Annotated in this window: 4 protein-coding genes; 3 read left to right on the top strand and 1 reads right to left on the bottom strand. The window is 61.7% G+C overall.

The annotated features are described in order from the left end of the window. Positions 1-25: 25 nt before the first annotated feature. Positions 26-1105 (bottom strand): BMP family ABC transporter substrate-binding protein, encoded by a 1080-nt coding sequence (locus H5T60_11865; GenBank protein MBC7243127.1) that lies wholly within the window; start codon positions 1103-1105, stop codon positions 26-28. Between the two features lie 245 nt (positions 1106-1350). On the opposite strand from H5T60_11865, the gene H5T60_11860 reads away from it, so the two are divergent. From H5T60_11860 to H5T60_11850, 3 genes are all read left to right on the top strand, one after another. After that, on the top strand, positions 1351-2298 hold the full coding sequence (locus H5T60_11860; protein ID MBC7243126.1) for an SDR family oxidoreductase: 948 nt from the start codon (positions 1351-1353) through the stop codon (positions 2296-2298). Positions 2299-2371: 73 nt separating this feature from the next. Beyond that, entirely contained in the window at positions 2372-3604 is a 1233-nt protein-coding gene (locus H5T60_11855) for a S1 RNA-binding domain-containing protein (GenBank protein MBC7243125.1), read from the top strand. A 352-nt stretch (positions 3605-3956) separates the two neighbouring features. Beyond that, the coding region (locus H5T60_11850) for an NDP-hexose 4-ketoreductase (GenBank protein ID MBC7243124.1) at positions 3957-4549 on the top strand (593 nt) is incomplete at its 3' end.

The raw sequence follows: 4549 nt of genomic DNA, 5'->3' as shown, positions 1-4549 counted from the left end.
GCACCGCCTTTGTCCTCGGAAGCGGCTATTTCTTCAGTGAGGCCAGGTAATCCTGCCAGCCAGTGTTGATTTTGCCGTCAATGATGTCCTGCTTGAGCTGTTCCAGCTCCTTCTTCAGGGAATCGGGCACCTTGCCGTCAAACTCGTGGAACGGGGCGAGGCCCACGCCGCCGTTCTTCAGGGTGCCAACATAGGTGCCACCCTTGAAGGTGCCGTCCAGGGCCATCTTGATGGCGTCGCGCACAGCCACATCCATGTTCTTCAGAACGCTGGTGAGGACGACCGGGCAGTACTCCGCGGCGCTGATGCACCAGTCGGTGTCGACGCCGATGAGCATGGTGCCGGCGTGCTCACGCACGGCGGCGGCGGTGCCCAGGCCCACGGGGCCGGCCACCGGCATGATGATGTCCGCGCCCTCGCCGATGAGGTCCTCGCCGGCGCGCCGGCCGTCATCGGTGGACTCGAAGTTGCCGACGAACAGGCCCTCGTCCTTGGCAGATTCCCAGCCCAGCACCTGCACGTTGGTGCCGTGCTTCTGGTTGTAGTATTTGACGCCGTTCTCGAAGCCGACCATGAAGATGGTGACGGGCGGGATCTTGATGCCGCCGAAGGTACCGACCTTGCCGGTCTGGGTCATGCCGGCGGCCAGGTAGCCGGCGAGGAAGGCGGCTTCGTCCGTGGCGAAGGTCAGGCCCAGCACGTTGGGGATCGGCGGGTCATAGGAGAAGTCCACGATGGCGAACTTGACGTTCGGGTTCTTCTCGGCGAAGGTCTTGGTGTCCTCGCCCAGCAGGAACCCGACGGTGATGATCATGTCGTACTTCTGGTCGATGAACTGGGAGATGTTGACGGCGTAATCCGTCTGCTGCTGGGACTCGAGATAGGCTACCTCCACGCCCAGCTCATCGCGGGCCATTTCCATGCCGCGCCAGGATGTGGCATTGAAGGACTTGTCATCAATGCCGCCGACGTCGGTGACCATGCCCACTTTGAGCTTGGGCTTTTCGGGAGCGGCGGTGGGAGCCGGGGTGGCCTGCGGTGCACATGCCATGACCATGCTGGCGATGATCACCAGTGCCACAAGTACCATCACGATTTTGCGCATTTTGTCCTCCTCCAGGTTGGGTGTGAAAAATAGGTGCAGGGTACCAGCAGAGACTGTAGGGGATATCGTGTCCGCAGTTCTTCCTTCGTCTTGTGCTCCATTGCACCTCCTTTCTGTGGCACGACTGCCCCTATTATCATCCAAGCTAGGCAACTCGTCAAGTTCGAGAGGGATGGTGTGATGAGTTGACACGGCCGGCGGGTGATGGTATTTTCATGGGGATATTTGTGCACAGGAGGGTTCGCGTGGCAACCTACCTCGTCACTGGCGGCGCCGGCTTCATTGGTTCTCATATCGTGCATGCGTTGGTCGAGCAGGGCAAACAGGTGCGTGTGCTTGATAACCTCTCCACGGGGAACCTGTCCAATATCCAAGATGTGCTGGATCAGATTACCTTTATCAAGGGGGACATCACCGATCTGAGCACGGTGCGGGAAGCCGTGCAAGGGGTGGATTATGTCCTGCACCAGGCGGCCCTGCCCTCCGTGCCCCTTTCCATCGAGCGGCCGCTGGACACGGACATGGCGAACGTGCGGGGAACCCTGCATTTGCTGGTGGCGGCGCGTGAGGCCGGCGTCAAGCGGTTCGTCTTCGCCTCCTCGTCGTCGGTATATGGGGAGCAGGAGGGGGCGGCAAAGGTGGAGACGATGCTGCCGGCGCCCATCTCGCCGTACGGCGCCTCCAAGGCCGCCGGCGAGATGTACTGCCTGGCGTTTTATCATACTTACGGCCTGCCCACCGTGATCTTGCGCTACTTTAATGTCTTCGGCCCGCGTCAGAACCCGGATTCCCCGTACGCGGCTGTCATTCCGCGGTTTATCACGGCGCTCCTGCGCGGCCAACCCCCCACCATTTTCGGCGACGGTCAGCAGTCGCGCGATTTCTGCTACGTCAGCAATGTGGTGGATGCGAATCTGCGCGCCTGCCGCGCCAGGCATGCGCCGGGCCAGGTACTGAATATTGCCACCGGCCGGCCGAACACTGTGCTGGACCTGTTCCATACTCTGCGGGAATTGACCGGCGCCGAGGTGGAGCCGATCTTTGCCCCGCCGCGGCCGGGGGATATCCGCCACTCGGCCGCGGACATTTCTAAGGCCCGCGCCCTCCTGGGCTATGAGCCAAAGGTAGGCTTTCATGAGGGGCTGGCGCGCACCGTGCTGTGGTTCCGCCAGCAGATGGGTATGGGAGAGTAAAACAAAGGTTGCGTTTTGCGCAAAAACAGGGTATAATAGAGGTGAAGGCGGAAGGAGGAGCGAAGAGCGGGCTATGCAAGCAGAACGGACTTCAGCGCCCTGCGACAGCGACGCGCGCGCCGGGGCCATGGCGGCCGGCAATCCTCTCGAGGAATGGCTGCGGAGTTTCGACGAGGTTGTCGAGGTTGAACGCGGCGATATTGTCGAGGGTACCATCGTCGCGATATCGCCCACGGAAATCCTGGTGGATATCGGCTGTAAGGCCGACGGCGTAGTGCCCAGCAGGGAGCTGGAGCGAATGTCGCCGGAGGAGCTGGCGGAACTGCGGGTCGGGGATCGCATCCCTGTCTACGTGGTGAAGCCAGAGGATATGGATGGCAATGTGGTTCTCTCCATCCGGCGGGCCCGCAGTTTTTACGATTGGCGCAAAGCCGAGGAGCTGATGCGCTCCGAGACCATCTTTGACGGCCGGGTGGTGGATTGTAACCGCGGCGGAGTGATCGTCCCGGTCGGTCGGTTGCGGGGGTTTCTGCCGGCCTCCCAGATCGTCTCGGGGGAAACCAGCGGTTCCGAGAGAGGCCGACACACCGATGATGAGAACCGCTGGCGGTGCCTGGTGGGCAAGACGCTCAAGCTGAAGGTCATCGAGGTGGACCGCAGCCGCAACCGGTTGATATTATCGGAGAAGGCGGCACTGCGGGAATGCCGGCAGGCCGCCAAGCAGAAGCTCATCGAACAGCTTCAGGTTGGTGAGGTCCGCCGCGGCGTCGTGACCAGCATCTGCGATTTCGGAGCATTTGTAGACCTCGGCGGCGCCGACGGGCTGATTCACCTATCGGAGCTGTCCTGGGAGCGGGTGAATCATCCCAGCGAGGTCGTGCAAGTAGGCCAGGAGGTCGAGGTCTACGTCTTGGAGGTGGATTACGAGCGTCAGCGCATCGGGCTGAGCATCCGACAACTGCAAACGGAACCCTGGGAGAAGGCTATAGCGTCTTTATGTGTGGGGCAGATCGTCCAGGGGACCATTACCAAGGTGATGCCGTTCGGTGCGTTTGCACGGATTGCGGATTGTCTGGAAGGATTGATTCACATTTCGGAGTTATCTGACGGGCGGGTGAATCATCCCAGGGAAGTCGTCAAAGAGGGCGACGTGGTGCCGGTGAAGATCGTGCGGATTGACCCGCAGCAACGGCGCATTGGGTTGAGCCTGAAGCAGGCTCGGGAGGAACTGGAGGAGGACTTTGACTGGCGCCAGGAACTCGAATACAGCCTGAAGGAGGAGCAACAGCAGGCTGAGGACACCTAGTTGGGTCAGGGGGCCGTTCGGGCTGTATCGAGTGGGCGCATGGCCATGCGGGAAGCAGGCGTTGAGGATCGGTTTTGGTGCGTGTGCAGTGCTCGATGATGGAACCAGGCCAGCCGGCCCCTGCTCGAAACGGCCAATGAGCGGAAACGTGATGCGCCGGTGATTGACAGGGGCGGCCAGGATAGGTTCCGGGTTGCCCCTTTGTTTTATGAAGGGGCTGAGGATGGTCCTCGGGACCGCCAGTCTACGAAGAATATGTGACTGCCTTGGGAGCCAAATGGCCGGCTCTTGAGGCCCGGGCTTTCTAAACGATGAGGGAATGATAATGGAAGAAAACCGGAGTAGTTCAGAGATGGCAGGTGGAGGGAAGTTAGACCGCTTCACAAGACGTGCAAGACATGCCCTGGCCCGCGCGGCGAGCGAGGCCAAGCGGCTGAATCATAGCAGTATCGGCACAGAGCACATCCTGCTGGGTCTGGTGCGTCAGAAGGACTGCACCGCTGTCGCGATCCTGCGGGAGCTGGGCCTGGACCCGGACTGGATCATCCGGGCGCTGGAGCGCGCCGCCAAGCGCGGCGACCGCATTACCCTGCGGGAGCCGGAGCTGACCCCGCGCACCAAGCGGGTGATCGAGTACTCGTTCGAAGAGGCGCGCTTGATGGGCCAGGACTATGTGGGCACGGAGCATCTGCTCCTTGCCATCCTGCGGGAGGGCGAGGGCATCGCCTCTGACATCCTGCGCGGCATGGGCCTGGACCTGGAGCAGGTGCGCTTGAAGACGGCGGAGACCGTCATGGAGCGCAAGGCTAAAGCGCGTGCCACCACCGAGCCGGCCAAAGAGAAGAGCGAGAGCAAAACGCCCCTGCTGGATCAGCTCGCGGTGGACCTGACCGCGCAGGCGCGCGAGGGCAAGCTGGACCCCGTCATCGGCCGCGAAAAGGAGAT

The organism is Anaerolineae bacterium, from assembly GCA_014360855.1.
Taxonomy (GTDB): Bacteria; Chloroflexota; Anaerolineae; order JACIWP01; family JACIWP01; genus JACIWP01.
Note: the sequence above shows the minus strand (reverse complement) of the source record. Positions and strands in the feature narration are given on the sequence as shown.

Bases quoted from the DNA above. Each gene is read 5' to 3' on its own strand.
- H5T60_11855 (MBC7243125.1), top strand. From the start codon at position 2,372: ATGCAAGCAGAACGGACTTCAGCGCCCTGCGACAGCGACGCGCGCGCC.
- H5T60_11865 (MBC7243127.1), bottom strand. From the start codon at position 1,105: ATGCGCAAAATCGTGATGGTACTTGTGGCACTGGTGATCATCGCCAGC.